The organism is Clostridioides sp. ZZV14-6154, assembly GCF_020657785.1.
GTDB lineage: Bacteria > Bacillota > Clostridia > Peptostreptococcales > Peptostreptococcaceae > Clostridioides.
The window spans coordinates 172,848-192,468 of sequence record NZ_JAGWCY010000002.1; the positions used below are offsets into that span (position 1 = coordinate 172,848).

Sequence of the window (19,621 nt, forward strand, 5' to 3'; positions counted from 1 at the left end):
AGTAAAATTATGTAGAATTACAATGAAAAAAGAAAAACCAAACAAGATGGAGGGAATTAAAGTGAGTATGTTGAAAAAATTGTGTTCACTAGCTATGGTGGTAATTATGACTACAACACTTATAACAGGGTGTTCAAGTGGTAGTGGAAAAGATGCAAAAAAGGATGGAGAAAAAGAAAAGCTAGTTCTTTGGATGCCACCAGTAGAAGATAATATGAAGGAAGTTTGGGACCCTATTTTAGATAAATTTGAGGAAAAAAATAACTGTGAAGTAGATTTACAGATAATTCCTTGGGAAAATTATTCAGAAAAATTTGCAACAGCCATAAGTGCTGATGAAGGCCCTGATGTTGGGTATATGTATGCAGAAATGTATCCTCAGTTTATACAAAGTGGAGCAGTAGAAGATTTAACTAACTATGCAACTAAAGAAGATAAAGAACAATCTATTTACATAAAAACATCTGAAATGATGGGTGGAATGTATGGAATGCCATTCCAAGCAGCAAATCCAGGTGTATTATACTATAACAAAGATATTCTAGATAAGATAGGAGAAAAACCTCCTAAAACATGGGAAGATTTTAAAAGAATCTGCCAAAAAGCAACAAAGGATACTGATGGCGATGGAAAAGTAGACCAATGGGGATTAGCTCAAGGATGGGGAGCTAAAACTTTTGGTAACATGAACTGGAACTGGTATCCATATTTATGGCAAGCTGGTGGAGACATATTTAATGACGATTTAAAATCAGTTAAATTTAATGATAAGAGTGGTTTAGACGCGGCTAATTTCTTAAAAGAATTACAAGCATATGTACCTGAAGATTCTTTATCTAAAGATAGTAATGAAATGATAGAAAGTGTATTTGGACCAGGAAAAGCAGCATTTACTATAATGTTGTCTTCTGCTGCAACAAGTGTATTTGATAAGTCATTTCCAGATTTAAATTGGGGATTTGTAACTGGTTTAGAAGATAAGAAAGCTGCAACTTTTGGAGCAGTAGACCATTTATCTTTAATGTCATCAGCAAAAGATAAAAAACTTGCATATAAATTAATACAACATATGTTAAGTGTTGAATCAATGACAGAATTCCATAAAGCAATACCAAGAGCACCAATAACAAAAGGTGAACCATATCAAGGTGATGAAAGATTTAAAGAAATGGTTGAAAATGATAAGGATGTATATAGACCATTAGTAGTAGGACCACATGGTGTTGAAATATATGAATATTTATGGAAAGAACTTCAAACTATGATTTCAGGAGATAAAACTCCAAAACAAGCATTAGATGATGCTGCAAAATATTCAAATGATTTATTAGCACAATAAAAGTTTAAGGCTGTAAGATGTTATAAAATACTTTACAGATTAAAATTAGCATTGTATTTATAAGTACAATGCTAATATTTATATTGGAGAGGATAAAAATGAATAACTTAGTTAGAGAGTTTGAAGAAAATTCAACAAGAAAAAAATTAAAACTAAATATTAAACCATATATATACATATTACCATTGGGCATAATTTTAGTGACATTTTATGTATTACCAATAATAATGTCAATATACTTTAGTTTTACAAAGTACAATATTATTAGTCCAGCAACATTTATAGGTTTAGAAAATTATAAAAAATTATTCACAGATGAAACATTAAAAGTATCTATTATAAATACAATTAAATTTGCTGTTGTAGTAGTACCTTGCCAGACTATTTTATCATTGATTTTGGCAGTTTGGATTACAGGAAAAGGAAATAGTAAAATAGCTTCATTTGCTAAAGGAGCTATATTTATACCTGTATTATCATCTATGGTTTTGATTGGTATGGTATGGAGAGCTTTATTAAATGGAGAAGGTTCAATTATATATCAATTATTAGGTGCTTTTGGAATAGAATCATCTAAACTTTTGGGTGATAGTAAGACAGCACTTCCTACACTTATGTTTATATCTATGTGGAAAAACATAGGATATTTTATGGTAATTTATATTTCAGCTATAATGAATTTACCAAAACATTGTTATGAGGTGGCAAAGGTTGATGGAGCTACAAAACTTCAAGAATTTATGAAAATAACAGTTCCATTACTAAAGCCAACTACAATAATGGTTGTGTTTTTAGGAACAATATGGTCGTTACAAGTGTTTGACTTGGTTTATACTGTGACAGGTGGAGGTCCAGGTATATCTACTATGAGTATAGTTATGCACGCATTTAACTTAAACTTTAAAAATTTCAATTCTGGATATGCAATGACTGTAGCAAATGTATTATTTTTGTTGATAGCAGTAGTTTCAATTTTACAAAATAAGCTTGTAAAACGAGACAGTTCAGATTTTTAGAAAGGTAGGTATAATATGAAAACAACAAAGAGATTATTGAGTGATGGGTTGCTGTTATTTATAGCATGTGCAAGCTTAGTACCATTTATATATATGTTGATAATATCATTAAAGGTAACATATAATTCGTACAATTTGGATATATCTTTTTCAACAGTAACACTTCAAAACTATATAGATATATTTACCAAAAAAGGATTTATGCAATATTTTTTAAACACAACTATAGTATCTTTTTCAGGAGTACTGTTAAATTTAGTATTTAGTACATTAGCAGGGTATTCTTTTGCGAAGATGGATTTTAAAGGTAGTGATAAGTTATTTTTATTTATGATAATGACTTTAATTATACCATCTCAAGTTACAATGATACCACTTTATATAATAATGAAACACTTAGGATGGATAAATAGTTATTTGGCTCTTATTATGCCAATACCAACTGCATTTGGTGTATTTATAATGAGACAAGCTATTTTAGGAGTACCAAAAGAACTCTTAGAATCAGCAAAAATAGATGGTTGTTCAGACCTTAGAATTTTAGTACAAATAGTGTTACCTCTAATCAAACCAGCATTAATTACACTAGCTATATTTACTTTTATGGGAGCATGGAATGAGTTTATGTGGCCTCTTATAGCAACAACTAAAGATGCAATGAGGACATTAACAGTAGGGCTATCCACTCTTAAGACATTCCAGATAACGAATTATGGACAAATGATGGCAGGAGCAACAATAACATTTTTACCTCCATTTATTTTCTATTTAATTTTACAAAGTAAATTTGTTGAAGGTGTATCTTTATCTGGTATAAAAGGTTAAATAGTCTATTTTAAAAATACAAAATAAAATTTATAGATGCGGAGGAAATTAAAACATGGAAATTTCATATGTATTGAAAGATTGCACATTTAAACACAATAAATACTCAGTTATAGAAGCTGAAACTTGGGAACATAAGGATTTAAATATTGTAGTAGCTAGAGGTGAAAAATTTGCCTTTCAAATTATGTTGAAAGCTACAGAAGAATTTAATTGCACAATTGATGGTAGTAGTGCTATATCATGGAAAGGCTTGGGAAATAGAGTAAGATTAGAACTAAATGTGTCTGATGGATTAGAAAACAATTTTAGTATAAATATATTAGGGTATGTTCAAGATGATACAAAAGCATTTGTAAATGATGCTATTTTGAGAGATAAAGATGTGCTAGTGGAACAATATTTGCCTCAAACGTTTTGGATTGAAGGGCAAGTACCTGAGGCTTTTTTAGGAAATAACTTTAATATAAGTATTGATATATTTAAAAGCTTTGGATATGAAGATGAAGAAAAAGTTTGTACAGTTGATGTGCCAATAGAAGTAAAAAATGTTGTGTTAAAGCCTTTAGACGAAAGTAAATTCTTTTTAGATTTATGGCAACATCCAAGTTGTCTAGCTAGAATGTATAAAGTTGAATTGTGGTCTGATATACATTTTGAGATAATAGATAATTATCTCAAAGAACTAGCATCTTTAGGAGAAAAAGTTGCAACAGTTATAGTTTCAGATTATCCATGGGCAGGTCAAAGTTGTTATAAAGTTTATAAAAATCCATCAAACTTATACGAATACAATATGGTGGGTGTATCAAAAGATTTAGATGGAAATATCAAGTGTAATTTTGAAAGCATGGACAAATATATAAGTATAGCTAGTAAGTACAAAATGGCTCAGGAGATAGATTTATTTGGTCTGTTGGGTAATTGGTGTGCTGGAGAGTTTGGAAACCCGATAGAGGGCTACAAAGACCCTATAAGAGTAAGATACTTTGATGAAAAAGACAAAGTGTTTAAATTTATAAATAATACAGATGATTTAAAAGCGTATATAGGGTTAGTATTAAATCATTTAATAGAATGTGATCTATGGGATAGCGTCAGAATTATAGCTGATGAACCAAATAATCCAGAGGTCGTAAAAGAGTGTATCGAATTTATAAACTCTACTGTAAGTACTCATCAAGTTAAATATAAATCAGCAACTCATGACCAAAATTTTTTAGATAGAGCCAAAGATGAAGTTGATGATATGTCAATAAATTTAAAACTTACTATTCAAAATTATAAAGATATAGAAAATCTAAAGAAAAAAATGCATGATAAAGGCGGAATATTGACTTGGTTTGTTTGTTGTTTCCCAGAAAAACCAAATAGTTTTATAAGTTCTCCTTTTGTAGAAAATAGAATAATAGGGTGGTATACTTATTGTTTTGGTCTTGATGGATTTTTAAGATGGGATTATAATTTATGGACAGAAGACCCTTGGAAAGACGCAAGTTATAAATTCCCTATTTGGAAAGCTGGAGACATGTTCTTTGTTTATCCTGGAAAAGACTTAAAGCCTGTTAGAAGTGTTAGAATGGAAAACTTAAGATTTGGCATACAAGATTTTGAGTTATTCACCATGTTAGAAAAAGAAAAGGGAAGAGAATATATAGAAGTTGAGCTTATGCAAACTTTGTTAAATAAAAAAGAAAATGCTGAGATTAAAGGTTTTGGAAATATAGAGCTTGGATATTCACTAGATAATTGTGGATATGATAAGATAAAAAAACAAGTTTTAGATTTGTTAGATAAATTGTAAAAAAAATAAGGGCAGTATATCTTAAAATAATTTTAATTATTTTAAGATATACTGCCCTTATTTTTTAAAGAATATTTGAGAAAAAATTTATAAAGAAGCATAATTAGACATGACATGATATAATTTAAATTGTTATAATAGGGTATTAATTATATTAAGGCTACTGCGGATAGAATAAACTTATTAAAATGTATCATACAAAAATGAAATTGTTAGGAGGAGAGTAATATAAAAAGAATAGGTATTAGTATAACAGCTTTTTTAAGTATAGTTTTTGTTGGCGTTTGTTTTGTAATAAGGGGAAATAGTGATACAGTTACAATGCAACGAGGAATAAATATAGGAAATTCATTGGAATCACCAAAAGATTTTCCTTGGGATGTTAAAATGTCAAATAAATATTTTGATGATATAAAAAAGGCAGGTTTTGATACAGTTCGTATACCAGTAAGATTTTCTGATTACACCTCAGATTCTAATGATTATAAAATTGATGAAGAATTCTTCAAAAAGATTGATGGGCATATAAAGTATGCATTGGATAAGGATTTAGTAGTTGTGCTAGATTTACATCACTTTGAAGAAATTATGCAAGAACCACAAACTAATAAAGAAAAGTTTTTAAAAATATGGCAGCAAATAGCTAGTAGGTACAAAAACTATGATAAAAACTTGGTATTTGAATTATTAAATGAACCTAAAGAAAGTTTGTCTTCACAATTACTAAATGAATACTTTGAAGAAGCTATAAATATAATTAGAAAAACTAACCATAAAAGGACAATTATAGTAGGTCCATACAATTACTATCAAATTGACTATTTAAAGGATTTGAATATTCCTAAAAATTCTAATATAGTAGTTTCATTTCACTATTATGAACCAAATGATTTTGCATTCCAAGGAAATATTTATCATAAAGGGTTTGAGCACTTAAGTAATATTACTTGGGAAGGAACAAATGAACAACTTGAGTATCTAAAGAAAAGATTTGATACAGTAGAGAAGTGGGCTAATAAAAATAATGTAAAAGTTTTCTTGGGAGAGTTTGGAATAACAAAAGAGGCACCAGAAGCTTCAAGAGTAGCTTGGATAAAAGCAGTAAGAGAAGAGGCTGAAAAACGAAATTTTTCATGGGCTTATTGGGAACTTGCTTCTGGATTTGGAATATATAATCAAGTTGAAGGTACTTGGGATGAAGATATATTGAATGCACTAATAGGAAAGAGGTGATTTGGTGAAGAAAAATTCAAAAAAGGTACTTATAACCTTAACTATTATTACTAATATCATATATATATTGTGGAGAATTTTTTATACAATACCCAAAGAAGAAGGGGCGTTTGCATTAATCTGTGCGATAATACTACTTTCAGTGGAGCTAATAGGAATGATGGAAATGTTTGTACATTATTATGGAATGTCTAATATTGAGTATCCTGAAAAGCCAATTATAAGTGAAGAACTTTATCCACATGTAGATGTATTTATTGCAACATATAATGAGTCTGTTGATTTGGTGAGAAAAACAATAAATGGATGTCTTCATATGCAATATCCTGATAAGAAAAAGGTGCATATATACATATGTGATGATGGTAATCGTGAGGAAATGCGTCTTCTGTCAGAAAAAATGGGTGTCAATTATATAACTCGAACAGAAAGAGAAGGCGCTAAAGCTGGAAACCTAAATAATGCAATGCAACAGACAAACTCTCCTTTAATTGCTACGTTTGACGCAGATATGATACCTATGCATGATTTTTTAATTGATACAGTACCATACTTTTTAAAAAATGAGCAAGCTAAAAAAGATGGAGAAAAAGAACAATACGAAAAGATTGGTTTTGTGCAAACACCACAAAGTTTCTATAATCCAGATTTATTTCAATTTAATTTACACTCTGAAGGTAGAATTCCAAATGAACAAGATTATTTTTATAGAGATATTCAGTTAGCTAGAAATAAAACCAATTCTGTAATTTATGGTGGTAGTAATACAGTTATTTCAAGAGAAGCTTTAAACGAAGTTGGAGGATTTTATACTTTTTCTATCACAGAAGATTTTGCAACAGGGATTTTAATCCAAAGTAAAGGATATAGATGCTATGCTATTCCAGAGGTATATGCATCAGGATTGTCTCCAACAGATTTAAAAAGCCTTATTAAACAACGTGAAAGATGGGCACGTGGATGTATACAGACGGGCAGACGATTAAATATTTTGTTTAGAAAAGGTTTAGGATTTTGGCAGAAAATAAGTTATATTTCTTCAATTACTTATTGGTATGCAAGTATAAAGCGCTTTACTTATATAATGGCTCCCATTTTATTTTCAGTCTTTAATGTAATTGTTGTAAAATGCACATTACTTCAAGTATTGATATTTTGGTTGCCTATGTATATTTTAAGTAGTCTATCTCTTAAAATATTTTCTCAAAATATAAGAAATACAAGATGGACTAACATATATGAAACTATAATGTTTCAGTCTTTAATGCCAGCAGTAATACTTGAAACATTTGCAATATCTAAGAATAAGTTTTCAGTGACTAATAAAAATAAAGCAGAAGAAAAAATAATATATAAGGTCTTGCAGGGAGCACCATATTTTATCTATATAGTGTTATCTATAATAGGAATCTTAAAGATGTTTATATCAATATTTAAAATGAATTCAATGACATACTCAGTTGTACTGTTTTGGTTAATTGGAAATCTTTTTAACCTTATTATGGCAATGTTGTTTATATCAGGAAGACAGCAATTGAGAAAATCTGAGCGTTATGTTGCTGAAATTGATTTTAAACTAAAGCAAAATTCGTACATTCTTTCTTCAAAAACGATTGATATATCAGAAAATGGATTTGCATTTTTGTTGGAAAATCCAGAGTATATTTCTCCAGAAGAATTTGAGATAGAGTTTAGAGAAAAATCAGGAAATGAAATATATATAGCTAGTATGAAGGCAAAAATAGTTAATGTTGTGGAAATAAACTCGAAATGGAAGTATGCATGTTACATTACACACATTGAAGATAATCAATTTGATAATTGGATGTGTATTGTTCATGATAGGGTACCTACTTTGCCAATGACAATATCTAATCAATTAGGTTTTTTTGATGACTTGCAAATTAATGTAAAAAAACGTATTGAAAAATCCAAAACTTTATCGCGAAGAAGTCCAAGAATTAATACAGATTTTGAACGCACTATAGAAAATATAGGTAAGGTAAAACTGGTAAATTTTAATTATCAGTATGTATTACTAAGTTTTGAAAATAAAAATATTTATCCTCAAAAAATAGAAATAGAACTTAATGAAGATATTATACTTGAATGTGATTTATGTGAAGGTAAAGCTGATGTGAGAGGTGTTCTATACAAGGTAAATAATATTGATAGTATAATGCAAAATTTATTTTTAAGAGAGGAAATGATGGAGTGGATATTACAACATAAAACAATTATAATTTCAAAACCTAATGAAAAGAAAGACGAATGCACAGATGAGTTTGAGCCCATGAAATATATTTAGGAGAGATAAAATGAAAATTTTAAAAGTGTTTTTGTGTTATTTAAAATATTTTATTTTAGTGTTTATTTTTTTTATAAACAGTATTTTTATAAGTTCAGCAATAAGTAATAAAAATTTAGATTTATCTTTTAAAAAGGTGGAAAGTAATTTAAGTGCTAACATTATACATGAAAATACAAGCATAAAAATAGAGACAGAGAGTTCTAAAAATAATAAAGAACGTTATCTATATATTTATAAAAATATAAAAGAGGACTGGAATGGATTCCATAATTTTTATATTGAGATTCAAAATAAAAATAAAAGTTCTCAGCGAATTAATTTAAATATACAAAGTAAGGATATGCTTAACTTTAAGTTAAAAGAAGGTAGCGAAATATTTATTGAAAATCAAAATATAATATATTCAGATAAAATAAAAGATGGATGCATAGATATACCAGGTGAGTTTGAGGGAAAAATTTATGTAAATTTTAGCAGTTTTATAAATGATAAAAATAATGTCGTGTTAGATTCAAATGTGCTATCAGATATTAATGGGTGGGGAATTACATTTATTCCATCTAATGAAGAACATAATGTTATTACAATAAGAAAAGTATCTTTACTTTTAGAGGAGCAACTTGAATCCTTGCATAATATTAAAATAATTGGTGATGAAGAAGTACAAATACCTGTATTGGGTCAAAGTATAAGTCAATATAAAGTGTCAGGACTAGAAAATAGTTCAAAAATTAAGTACTCATTTGTAGAAAAACAAAACAATGTAAATATATCTCAAGAAGGTAAATTAACATTAAATAATGAAGTACAACCTGGAGAAATTATTTTACAAGTTAATGTTGATGACAAATTTAAAGTTGGAAAGAAGATAGCATTGACTCAGTCTTGGAGTATTAATCAAAAAGATAAAGATGGTGTTCCATATACTTTAGTAGCTCCTAAACAATCACCAACAGTACAAAATATGAAAACAGTAAATTTTATAAATAACAGTTTAAATTTTATTCGCATTTTATTTATATCCTTAGTAGTAATATGTTTAGGTATATACTTATATTGGAAAAAATACTCAAAAACTGAGTAAAGAGAGGAGGTATAGCATGTTATTTTCAAGTTTGATTTTTTTATTTTATTTTTTGCCAACAACTCTGGTATTATATTATTTATTTAGATTTAATCGGACAATCCAAAATATGATATTACTTATTGTTAGTTTATTTTTTTATGCATGGGGAGAACCGAAATTTGTTGTTATTATGATAGCTTCGATAATAATGAACTATATATTTGGTTTACTAGTAGATAGATACAGAAAAAGTAAAGGAAAAGTAAGGCTTATTTTGATTTTGATGTGTATATATAATATAGGTGTTCTATTTATATTTAAATATCTAGCTTTTGCATTAAGAAATATTAGTTCACTTATTAATACAGAACTTGCCATTCCAAGTATTGTTTTACCTATAGGTATTTCATTTTTTACCTTCCAAGGAATGTCTTATGTTATAGATGTTTATCGTAGACATGGAGAAGTTCAAAAGAACCCTTTTTATGTAGGATTATATATAGCTTTTTTCCCACAATTAATAGCAGGACCTATAGTTAGATATGAAAGTGTTGCAGAACAAATTCATAACAGAAAAGAAACATGGAATAAATTTTCTATTGGAACCTGTAGGTTTATAACTGGTTTAGGTAAAAAAGTATTAATTTCTAATAATATGGCAATAGTAGCAGATTATATTTACACTATGAATAGTCAAGGTTCAATAGCTACATCGTTGGCTTGGCTTGGTTCAATAGCTTATACTTTACAAATATTTTTTGACTTTTCTGCGTATTCGGATATGGCCATAGGTTTAGGTCTTATGTTTGGTTTTAAATTTGAAGAAAACTTTAATTATCCATATATTTCAAAATCAATTTCCGAGTTTTGGAGAAGATGGCATATTTCTTTAGGAATGTGGTTTAAGAGTTATATATACTTTCCACTTGGTGGTTCTAGAGTTTTAAATAAAGACATTATGATTAGAAATATGTTTATAGTATGGTTATTTACTGGAATATGGCATGGTGCAGAATGGACATTTGTGATTTGGGGGATTTTGAATTTTGTTTTTTTAATTATAGAGAGATTCATAATGTTTGAAAAGATTGAAAATTATAATCTCATAAAACATATCTATACTTTACTAGTAGTAAACTTTGGATGGGTACTGTTCAGAGCTCCAAATTTAAATGAAGCATATAACTATTTTAAAGCTATGTTTGGTGCAAGTGGAGTTATATGGAGTGATTATACATATATGTTCTTGAAAGAATATTTGATTTTCTTTATATTTGCATTTATTTTTAGTGTACCTATTGCAAAGAAAGTTAATAAATTTGTTGTTGAACAAGCTAAATACAGTACATTATTTAATTTATTTTATCCAATTTGTTCTATTTTATTGTTCTTTATTTCTGTGACATATTTAGTAACTGGAAGTTATAATCCATTTATTTACTTTAATTTTTAGCTGAGGAGGAAAAGTATGAATAGATTTTTTAAAGTAAGGCTAATAACTACAATTATATTCTTAGTTGTTTTATTCACCTTCTCTATCTCTAATATCTGTTATTCTGGAAAGGATATGATACAAGAAATAAAAAATTCAATTAATGATAAGAATAGTTTAAAGGATACTATATCGTCTATTGATAATACAGTAAATGACAAAGTGATATATAAAAATACTTTTATTGAAACTTATGGATATTTACAAAAACTAATGGGTAAAAATGAATTTTCAAAGTTTAGTGTTGTGAAAGATACTTCTGGAAAAATGCATTACACATATTTTGCTAAATCTCCAAATCAAGTTGATGTATTGGTAGATAGAGTAAGTAAGTTCTCTAAGGAAATGGATAAACAAAATACTAAATTGGTTTATTTAATGACTCCAGATAAATATATAAAAGGAGTGACACAGTTTCCTAAAGGCATACCTTATTCCTATAGTAATGAGACAGCAGATAATTTTTTAAATGAGCTAAAAAAGGATAATGTTGACTATATAGATTTTAGAGAAAATATTTTAAAAAGTGGTATTTCAAAAGATGATTTATTCTTTAAAACAGACCACCATTGGAAAGTAGAGACTTCTTTTTGGGCATTTGGAGAATTAATTGAACAGCTTAATAAAAAATATAATATGAAATTAGATGAAAATTATTATTATAGAGATAAGGAGAACTATAATTCGATTGTATATCCTAGGTCATTTCTTGGTTCTATGGGAAGAAAGACAGGAGTTTTATATGGCGGGATAGATGATTTTACACTAATTTATCCTAAATTTAAGACAAATTATACATACTATACAGATTCTAAATCTCAAAAATTTGAATTAAAAGGAAGATTTGAAGAGAGTTTGATATTATCATACCCTTTTAATGCTGACCTTAATTTAATGGATGGACAATCAGATAAATATTTTACATATTTATTGGGGAATCGTCCACTAGTTAAAATTAAAAATATAGAAAATCCAGAAGGATTAAAAGTGTTATTTGTTAAGGACTCATTAATTGTACCAACAGCAGCATTCTTTTCTTCTGTTTGTTCAACTATGGATATGATAGACCCTAGATATTATGATGGAGATATATTAGAATATGCAAAGTCTCAAGATTATGACTTTGTTTTTATATCTGTATATCCTCAAAACCTTACAAAAGAATTTTTTCCATTTTGTAAATAAAATAAAAAATAAATGGCTAACTTTGTACTATGTCAGCCATTTATTTTTTATGATTCCTTTTAAGAAATATTTTTCTTATTGAATACTTCTTTATCAACTTTTCCAAGTGATTTACCTACAGTAATTGAAGATACCATAGCTCCATTGACATTTATCATTGTACGTCCCATATCTAGTATAGGGTCTATTGCAAGTATTCCACCAACTAGTGGGAAATAAGAACCAAGACCTACTCCAGAAATAACAACCGAAACAGCTATTGTAGCAGTCCCTGGAAGTCCTGCTATCCCAAGTGAACTAATTGTTATAACAATTAACAGCATAACATAAAAACTGATATCCATATTTACTCCAGCCATATTAGCAAGAGTAACAGCCATTAAAGCAGGATATATGCCAGCACAACCATTCATACCCATATTTGCACCTAAACTTGCTGTAAAGCTTGATACACCCTCATCAACTCCGTGATTTTGTACTAAACTTTCTATCGTAACAGGCAATGTTCCCAAACTAGAACGTGAAGTAAATGCTAGAAGTAGAGCTTCAGTTGAATTTTTTATATAAGTAATAGGATTTAGACCATTTAAAGTTATAAAAATTAAATGTATAACAAATAATATTGCAACTGATATATAAAGAGCTAATATAAAATATAAAACAGAAATTATTGAACTAATACCTTGTGAAGTTATTGTATTTGCAAGTAGTGCAACTACAGCATAAGGCATAAATTTGATAACAGTCATAGAGACACTAACAATTATTTTGTAAGATGCTTCTATAAAATCTATAAATGGCTTTATAGTTTCAAAATGTTTTTTACTTAATCTCTTTATTGAGGTACCTATAAATGTAGCAAATATTATTGTAGCTACAATATTTCCATTTGCCATAGCCATTACAGGGTTTGATGGCAATAATCCTCTTAAAGTATCTACAAGAGAGTTTATTTCCTTAAGTTCTTGATTTCCACCTAAACTAGATAAATCAGCTCCTACTCCTAATTTCATTGTGTTTGCAACAACAATTCCAACAATTGCTGCTATAGCCGTAGTAATAAGGAGCATTCCTAGAGATTTAAATGTTAAAGTTCCAAGATTATTATCTTTCATGTTAATAATTACTTTTATAATTGATAAGAAAACCAAAGGTATTACTAACATTTTTAATAAGTCCATAAATCCAGAACCAAATAAACTATACCATTTGCTTACTTCTTGCAACCAAGTAATTTGAGTTGTATCAGTAGGAAAACCAGCAAAAGCTTGAATAATAATTCCTAATATAAGACCAATTATTGTAGCATATATTGTTCTCAATGAAAATTTGATTTTTTTCTTTTCAAATTGTCTAACAATAAAAAATATACCTATAAGTAATACTATGAAAAAAATCGTTTTAAAATCTGTAATCATAAGAAATTGTGATAAGAATGAGCTTTCCAATATTTTTTCTCCTTTGTCTAAAAATAAATTTTTCTAAGTTTAAATGATATCAATATATTAAAAAAATGTCAATATTATATCACAATTTACCGAGATAGAATAAAATGATTTAATTTATCAAAATGTGATTAAATAGATGGAAATGGGGTATAATATATGTTTAAAGACTTTGGATTAGGGTAATAGATGTAAGAATAACTTTTATAAAATTTGATTTCAAATAAAAAAATGTTAAAAAAATAACTAAAAATTACCATGAAAATATATACATAGAATAGATATCAAATGAAAAGTTTAAAATAAGTAGAGAAATTAATTAGACGTCTAAGGAGAGATAAAATGAGAGTAATAATAATTGGTGGTGTTGCAGCTGGTATGAGTGCTGCAGCGAAATTAAAAAGAATTAAACCTGAATATGAGGTTGTAGTTTATGAAAAAACTGAAATAGTGTCTTTTGGAGCTTGTGGATTGCCATATTTTGTAGGTGGTTTTTTTGATGATGCTAATGATTTATTGGCAAGAACACCTGAAAAACTTAGAGAATCTGGTATTGATTTAAACATATTTAGAGAAGTTATTGCAGTTGATACTGAGTCTAAGAAAATAAAAATAAAAAATGTAAAAACAGATGAGATATACGAAGATTACTATGATAAATTGATGATAGCAACTGGGGCAAGAAGCATAATGCCTCCTATAAAAAATATAAATTTAAAAAATGTTTCTACACTAAAAAGCTTATATGATGGAGAATATCTAAAAAAATTATTAAGTGGAAAAGAAATAAAAAAAATAACTATAATAGGTGCTGGATTTATAGGATTAGAAGCAGTTGAAGCATGCAAGAAATTGGGTAAAGATGTACAAGTAGTTCAATTGGAAGAGAGAATATTACCACAAGTATTTGATAAGGAAATTACAGATGTCTTAGAGGATGAAATAAGGAATCACGATGTCAAATTGCATTTGAATGAGATAGTTGTAGAATTGTCTGGAAAAGATAGAGTGGAAAAAGTAATAACAAATAAAGGTGAAATAGATACAGATGTTGTGATAATTGCTACTGGTGTAAAACCAAACACGGAATTTTTACAAAACACAAATATAAAAACATTAAAAAATGGAGCTATAATAGTTGATGAATATGGAAGAACTTCTGTTGAAGATATATATTCTGCTGGCGATTGTGCGACTATAAAGAATATAGTAAGCAATGAAAACGCATATATACCTTTAGCAACTGGAGCAAATAAATTAGGTAGGATAGTAGGAGAAAATCTAGCAGGTAAAGAAGTCTCTTATCAAGGTTCTCTATCTTCAAGTTGTATAAAGGTTATGGATATGGAGGCTGCCTCAACTGGAATTACAGAGAAACAAGCTAATGCTTTGGGATTAAACTTCAAATCCAAATTTATTTCTGATTATAATCAAACTCATTATTATCCTGGAAGAAATAAAATATATGTAAAACTTATTTATGATGCAGATACAAAAGTTATTTTAGGTGGGCAAGTAGCTGGTTTTAAAGATGCTGTTCAAAGAACTAATGTGTTAGCAGCTGCTATCTTTGGAAAAATGACTACAAGTCAACTTGGTATGTTAGATTTATGTTATGCTCCACCATTTGCAAGAACATGGGATGTATTAAATGTAGCTGGAAATGTATCTAAATAATTTTATCTAAGCAACTATTAATAATTAAATAATAGTAATAAATATTAAAGGAATGAGTTTACCCTAAAATAATTTTATCTAAGGTAAGCTCATTCCTAAATTTTTATTACGGATAATTTTTACTAAAGCTATAAAATTAATTATTCATCAAAGTTTAAGTGTAAACTAAGTCTATCTTCACCAATAATCGTATTTTCAAAAACATTAGTAGCATTTTCTAAGTACATGTTAGGCATATCTAATGATGGGCTAAAGTGTGTCAATAAAAGTTGCTTAACATTTCCTAGTTTTGCAAGATTTGCAGCTTCTCTAAAAGTCATATGCTTGTTTTTGACAGCTTTTGAAATATCTAAATCATCACCATACATAGCTTCACATATAAATAAATCACTATCTTTTATAAAGTTAGGTATTGAGTCTATAGGTCTTGTGTCTGTTGTAAGACTTATTTTAACTCCTTTTCTTGATTCTCCTAAAACCATGTCTGGAGTGTATTTTTTTGAATTTAAAACAATACTTTGACCATTTTGAAGCTTTTTCCATATTGTTTTAGGAACTTTATTTTGAGTTGCTTTATTTATATCAAATTTAGGATTTCTTTTAAAATTAAAACTATATCCTATACACTCTATAGAATGTTCTAAAGGAATTGTTGAAATCTCTATGTTTTTTAAATACTCATTATCTAAAGAAAAACTACCTTGAGGATTTTCTATAATTTTTAAAGTATAGGGTATATATTCTACTAAATTTCTCATAGAACGAATACAATCAATTATTCCAATAGGGCCAACTATAGTTAAATCACTTGTACGACCGCTATTTCCAATCGTTGATAGAAGCCCTAAAAGTCCGAATATATGGTCACCATGTAAATGTGTTATACAAATCAAGTCTATATCTTTAAAGCCACATTTTTTCAACTTCATAGATACTTGAGTGCCTTCACCACAGTCAATTAGTATTTTTCTACCTTTATAATTCATAAATACAGAAGATAGAAATCTATGTGGCATGGGTACATTTCCACCACATCCAAGTAAAGTTAAATCTATCATTTTTTCCCCTTTCTAAAATTAACACAAATCTGTTGTTTGTTTTTATTATGATATCCTATTATAATTATTTTAACATTAAATACAACAATAAATGTGTATTTGAGTCAAGAAATATTAGTAAATAGAAATTTTGTATAATAATATACAAAAACTCTATAAGTATAACTTTACATTTATTTTTGAAAAATTTATAGGAGGTAAGTCTAATGAAACTGTCAAAGAGAATTATTATTTTATCATTGATGATACTGACTTTAGTAGGATGTAGTAATGGGGAAAGTAAAAAAACAGTTGAAGGTTCTAACAAAATTCAAGGTTCTAAAAAAGAAGAGCAAGCTATTGTAGTACATAAAGATGAAAATATATTAAAAGATAGGTATGAACCACCAAAAGGATTTAAAAGGGTTGAGGTAGAAAAAGGTAGTTTTGAAAGTTTTTTGAGGAATACTAAGTTGAAAAATTATGGTGAGAAAGTCAAGTATTACGATGGTAGGACTAAGGAATCAAAAGGCATCTATGATAGTGTATTCGATGTCGATATTGGCGATAGAGATTTGCATCAATGTGCAGATGCAATTATGCTTATGAGAGCAGAATACCTGTATCAGAATAAGAGATATGATGAAATAAGTTTTGACTTTGTGGATGGTTTTAAGGCTAAGTATTCAAAATGGGCAGAAGGTTATAGGATTTCAGTAAAAGATAGTGGTTCAAGTTGGTATAAAGCAAGTGAATATTCAACATCATATGAGAGTTTTAGAAAATTTATGGATATAGTATTTGCTTATTCAGGTACTTTATCGCTTGAAAAAGAATTAAAACCTGTACAACTTGATGATATGAAAATAGGGGATGTTTTTATAGTTGGAGGCAGTCCAGGACATGCAAGTATAATTATGGATATGGCAGAAAATGAAAAAACTGGAGAAAAGGTCTTTATGATAGCTCAAAGTTATATGCCTGCTCAACAAACTCAGCTTCTTATTAATCGTAAACAACCAAATTTAAGTCCTTGGTATAACTTGAATTTTGAGGGGGATTTAACAATTCCTCAATGGACTTTTAAAAGAGACCAGCTAAAAAGGTTCTAAAAAAATACATATAAAATAAATGAAAAATATAAGTGTGAAAAAATGTAATTAGATTAAAACCTGTTGGATATGGACAAAATTAAATTGATAGATAAATATTAAAAATCGAAATGATTAACTTTGTATATTTAAATATTTATCTAAAAAGCTTTATCTTAAAATAAGAGTCTTATTTTAAAGCTGAAACTAATTTTAGGAGGATAACTTATATTGAAAATTAGAAGATATTTAATTTTAGTAATTATAATTCTAATTACAACAGGCCAGAGTTTTATTTCTTATGGACTAGAGAGCTTTGAAGAAATAACTATTTTTCACACTAATGACATACATGGAAGATATGCTGAAGGTGATGAGTATATACAAATAGGTAATCTAGCTACATTAAAAAAGGAAACTCCAAATTCAATTTTAGTAGATGCAGGAGATTGCTTACATGGGTTACCAATAGTAAATATGAATAAAGGTGAAGATGCAATTGAATTAATTAAAAGTGTTGGATATGACTATATTACTCCAGGAAATCATGACTTCAATTATGGAAAGGATAGATTATTAGAGCTATCCAAAATTGCTAATTCAGGAGATAAAACTTTAAAATTTTTAGCATCAAATATATTTGAAGATGATAAGAGCATATTTGACAGTAATGATATAAAAGAAATAGATGGTATAAAAATAGGATTTTTTGGGCTTACAACTCAAGAAACAAAAAGTAAGACAGGCTCTAAAAATGTAGAAGGATTAGAGTTTAGAAATCCTATAGAAAGTGCAAAAGAGCAAGTAAATGAATTAAAAAGAAAAGGAGCTGATGTAATAGTTGCAATATCACATATTGGAACTAATAGTTTAAGTAAGCCAAATAGTATAGATATAGCAAATAAAGTTCATGGTATTGATTTAATTATTGATGGTCATAGCCATACTAAGTTTGAAAATGGTAAACAGGTTGGTGATACACTGATTGTAAGTACAGGGCAATACCTAGAACATATTGGTGAAGTAAAGTTAACATTGGATACTAATGATACAGAACATATAAAAATAGAAAATAAATCAGCAAGATTAATTGAAAAAGAAGAAGCATTAGAGTATAAGCTTGATTCTAACGTAAGTGAAAAGATTGGTGAAATAAAGAAACAGCAGGAAAAAGTTTTAGATAAAGTGATAGGAGTAACAAAAAATACTCTAGATGGCTCATATGAAAATGTAAGGACAAAAGAAACGAATCTAGGAAATTTAATAAATGATATCTTATTAGATAAAACTAAAGCAGATATTTCGCTATTTAACGGGGGGAATATAAGAGATACAATTGAAAAAGGGGATATAACAATAGGAAGTATTGCAGATGTATTCCCTTTTAGAAACACTATAGTTACTAAAAAACTTACAGGAGAACAAATTAAAAGTGTTTTAGAACATGGAGTAAAACTTTATCCAGAAAAAAATTCAGCCTTTTTACAAGTGGGTGGAATCTCATACTATTTTGACCCAAAGCAGAAAGAAGGAGAAAAAATAACTGGTATTATGAAAGATGGAAAATCTCTAGACATGAATAAAGGGTATACAGTTGCAACTAATGATTATATAGCACTAGGTGGAGATGAATTTCCTTGTTTATCAAAAGAGCCAATGTTAAAAGATTTTGGAAGTTTAGAAAGCGCAGTAATTGAGTATATAGAGTATAAAAAAGAAATCTGTAAGAGTGTAGATGGAAGAATTAGCATTAAAACCAAGGAAGAATTGATAATTAAAAGTAATGAGAGTAACTTAGTATTAAATGGTGATGAAGACAATTTAAATGATAGTGAAGACAGTATAAATAATGAGGATACTAAAAACTCAAATGAGAATAAACGTAAAAATTTAGACAAAATGAAAGCTAGAGAAAGTTCTAATATAAAAGCATCCAAAGCAGAAATTAAAGAGAAATCTCCTAAAACAGGCGATTTAGGTATAAAAGATAGTATGTTTATATTTGCAGCTTCAAGTGTTTTAATTTACTTATTTAACACTAACCAGATAAATTTAAAAAAGAAAAAATTAAAATGAAATAAATAATAAAATAGACTCAAT

At 28.2% G+C, this 19,621-nt stretch carries 14 protein-coding genes; 12 read left to right on the plus strand and 2 right to left on the minus strand.

From position 1 onward, the window contains the following. The first annotated feature begins 22 nt into the window (after nucleotides 1–22). From KGF45_RS07310 to KGF45_RS07350, 9 genes are all read left to right on the plus strand, one after another. A complete protein-coding gene (locus tag KGF45_RS07310; RefSeq protein ID WP_227828135.1) occupies nucleotides 23–1,339 on the plus strand; it encodes an ABC transporter substrate-binding protein in 1,317 nt (438 codons plus the stop codon). Nucleotides 1,340–1,437: 98 nt separating this feature from the next. Beyond that, entirely contained in the window at nucleotides 1,438–2,355 is a 918-nt protein-coding gene (locus tag KGF45_RS07315) for a carbohydrate ABC transporter permease (protein ID WP_227828136.1), read from the plus strand. A 15-nt stretch (nucleotides 2,356–2,370) separates the two neighbouring features. After that, nucleotides 2,371–3,180, plus strand: coding sequence for a carbohydrate ABC transporter permease (locus KGF45_RS07320; RefSeq protein ID WP_227828137.1), 810 nt, complete (start codon nucleotides 2,371–2,373; stop codon nucleotides 3,178–3,180). Nucleotides 3,181–3,235: 55 nt separating this feature from the next. Then, nucleotides 3,236–4,984, plus strand: a complete 1,749-nt coding sequence (locus KGF45_RS07325; protein WP_227842088.1) for a DUF4091 domain-containing protein — start codon at nucleotides 3,236–3,238, stop codon at nucleotides 4,982–4,984. A gap of 321 nt (nucleotides 4,985–5,305) precedes the next feature. Continuing rightward, complete coding sequence (locus KGF45_RS07330; RefSeq protein ID WP_227842089.1) at nucleotides 5,306–6,217, plus strand: glycoside hydrolase family 5 protein; 912 nt, start codon at nucleotides 5,306–5,308, stop codon at nucleotides 6,215–6,217. Nucleotides 6,218–6,221: 4 nt separating this feature from the next. Beyond that, a complete protein-coding gene (locus KGF45_RS07335; RefSeq protein ID WP_227842090.1) occupies nucleotides 6,222–8,525 on the plus strand; it encodes a glycosyltransferase in 2,304 nt (767 codons plus the stop codon). Nucleotides 8,526–8,535: 10 nt separating this feature from the next. Next, complete coding sequence (locus tag KGF45_RS07340; protein WP_227842091.1) at nucleotides 8,536–9,612, plus strand: hypothetical protein; 1,077 nt, start codon at nucleotides 8,536–8,538, stop codon at nucleotides 9,610–9,612. A 16-nt stretch (nucleotides 9,613–9,628) separates the two neighbouring features. After that, nucleotides 9,629–11,047 (plus strand): MBOAT family O-acyltransferase, encoded by a 1,419-nt coding sequence (locus KGF45_RS07345; protein WP_227842093.1) that lies wholly within the window; start codon nucleotides 9,629–9,631, stop codon nucleotides 11,045–11,047. Nucleotides 11,048–11,062: 15 nt separating this feature from the next. Beyond that, nucleotides 11,063–12,271 (plus strand): alginate O-acetyltransferase AlgX-related protein, encoded by a 1,209-nt coding sequence (locus KGF45_RS07350; RefSeq protein ID WP_227842095.1) that lies wholly within the window; start codon nucleotides 11,063–11,065, stop codon nucleotides 12,269–12,271. A gap of 59 nt (nucleotides 12,272–12,330) precedes the next feature. Here the strand turns inward: KGF45_RS07350 and KGF45_RS07355 are convergent, their stop codons facing one another. Further along, nucleotides 12,331–13,719 (minus strand): cation:dicarboxylate symporter family transporter, encoded by a 1,389-nt coding sequence (locus tag KGF45_RS07355; RefSeq protein ID WP_227842097.1) that lies wholly within the window; start codon nucleotides 13,717–13,719, stop codon nucleotides 12,331–12,333. A 339-nt stretch (nucleotides 13,720–14,058) separates the two neighbouring features. On the opposite strand from KGF45_RS07355, the gene KGF45_RS07360 reads away from it, so the two are divergent. After that, complete coding sequence (locus tag KGF45_RS07360; protein ID WP_227842098.1) at nucleotides 14,059–15,393, plus strand: CoA-disulfide reductase; 1,335 nt, start codon at nucleotides 14,059–14,061, stop codon at nucleotides 15,391–15,393. Between the two features lie 140 nt (nucleotides 15,394–15,533). Here KGF45_RS07360 and KGF45_RS07365 read toward each other — a convergent pair whose 3' ends face one another. Further along, complete coding sequence (locus tag KGF45_RS07365) at nucleotides 15,534–16,451, minus strand: ribonuclease Z (protein WP_227828146.1); 918 nt, start codon at nucleotides 16,449–16,451, stop codon at nucleotides 15,534–15,536. Between the two features lie 206 nt (nucleotides 16,452–16,657). Between KGF45_RS07365 and KGF45_RS07370 the strand changes: the two genes are divergently transcribed. Continuing rightward, nucleotides 16,658–17,542 (plus strand): DUF4846 domain-containing protein, encoded by an 885-nt coding sequence (locus tag KGF45_RS07370; protein ID WP_227842099.1) that lies wholly within the window; start codon nucleotides 16,658–16,660, stop codon nucleotides 17,540–17,542. A gap of 210 nt (nucleotides 17,543–17,752) precedes the next feature. Next, nucleotides 17,753–19,597: a bifunctional metallophosphatase/5'-nucleotidase gene (locus tag KGF45_RS07375; RefSeq protein WP_227842100.1), complete on the plus strand. Its 1,845-nt coding sequence runs from the start codon at nucleotides 17,753–17,755 to the stop codon at nucleotides 19,595–19,597. Nucleotides 19,598–19,621: the final 24 nt, after the last annotated feature.

What these genes read in the sequence shown, in the direction of transcription:
- KGF45_RS07310 (WP_227828135.1), top strand. Translation starts at nt 23, where the DNA reads ATGAAAAAAGAAAAACCAAACAAGATGGAGGGAATTAAAGTGAGTATG.
- KGF45_RS07315 (WP_227828136.1), top strand. Translation starts at nt 1,438, where the DNA reads ATGAATAACTTAGTTAGAGAGTTTGAAGAAAATTCAACAAGAAAAAAA.
- KGF45_RS07320 (WP_227828137.1), top strand. Translation starts at nt 2,371, where the DNA reads ATGAAAACAACAAAGAGATTATTGAGTGATGGGTTGCTGTTATTTATA.
- KGF45_RS07325 (WP_227842088.1), top strand. Translation starts at nt 3,236, where the DNA reads ATGGAAATTTCATATGTATTGAAAGATTGCACATTTAAACACAATAAA.
- KGF45_RS07330 (WP_227842089.1), top strand. Translation starts at nt 5,306, where the DNA reads ATGCAACGAGGAATAAATATAGGAAATTCATTGGAATCACCAAAAGAT.
- KGF45_RS07340 (WP_227842091.1), top strand. Translation starts at nt 8,536, where the DNA reads ATGAAAATTTTAAAAGTGTTTTTGTGTTATTTAAAATATTTTATTTTA.
- KGF45_RS07345 (WP_227842093.1), top strand. Translation starts at nt 9,629, where the DNA reads ATGTTATTTTCAAGTTTGATTTTTTTATTTTATTTTTTGCCAACAACT.
- KGF45_RS07350 (WP_227842095.1), top strand. Translation starts at nt 11,063, where the DNA reads ATGAATAGATTTTTTAAAGTAAGGCTAATAACTACAATTATATTCTTA.
- KGF45_RS07360 (WP_227842098.1), top strand. Translation starts at nt 14,059, where the DNA reads ATGAGAGTAATAATAATTGGTGGTGTTGCAGCTGGTATGAGTGCTGCA.
- KGF45_RS07365 (WP_227828146.1), bottom strand. Translation starts at nt 16,451, where the DNA reads ATGATAGATTTAACTTTACTTGGATGTGGTGGAAATGTACCCATGCCA.
- KGF45_RS07370 (WP_227842099.1), top strand. Translation starts at nt 16,658, where the DNA reads ATGAAACTGTCAAAGAGAATTATTATTTTATCATTGATGATACTGACT.